This window comes from Luteolibacter pohnpeiensis (genome assembly GCF_016595435.1).
GTDB classification, from domain to species: domain Bacteria; phylum Verrucomicrobiota; class Verrucomicrobiia; order Verrucomicrobiales; family Akkermansiaceae; genus Luteolibacter; species Luteolibacter pohnpeiensis.
The window spans coordinates 1-386 of the sequence record NZ_JAENIJ010000217.1 but is presented as its reverse complement, the minus strand read 5'-3'; the positions used below and the strand labels follow the sequence as shown (position 1 = coordinate 386).

The following is a 386-nucleotide window of genomic DNA, read 5'->3' as shown; positions in this document are numbered from 1 at the left end:
CTTTGACTTTTTTGCGCCGCAACATCGCCATCGATCCACGACTCCGATACGCACTGTCTGCATACACCGTGCCGTCGCCCCCTTTGACCAATTCCTCCAAGCACTGGCTGTCGTGTTCGCTGGCGGCACTGACTCTGAAGTCACGAACCAACTTGGTTTTTACATCCGCCTTCAAGTGGTTCTTGTAGCCATAGTGAACCTTGTTGTTCTTCTTCGCCCAAAGCGCGTCGAGGTCCTTTTGGCATAGTTTACGCGGCTTATCTTTCCAATCCTCAGGCGTCTCGCCCCGTTTGATGGCCGCGTCTTCCGTCCATTGTGCTGGCGCGGGACTTCGACAAACGAGGCATCGACGGTGACTCCTTCCTTGCCATGAATGCCGCGCGCGG

Annotated in this window: 1 protein-coding gene; it reads right to left on the bottom strand. The window is 55.7% G+C overall.

Features of this window, described 5'->3' with window-relative positions:
• Positions 1-386, bottom strand: a 386-nt coding sequence (locus JIN85_RS21020) for a transposase (RefSeq protein ID WP_200274541.1), incomplete at both ends; no start/stop codon positions are given.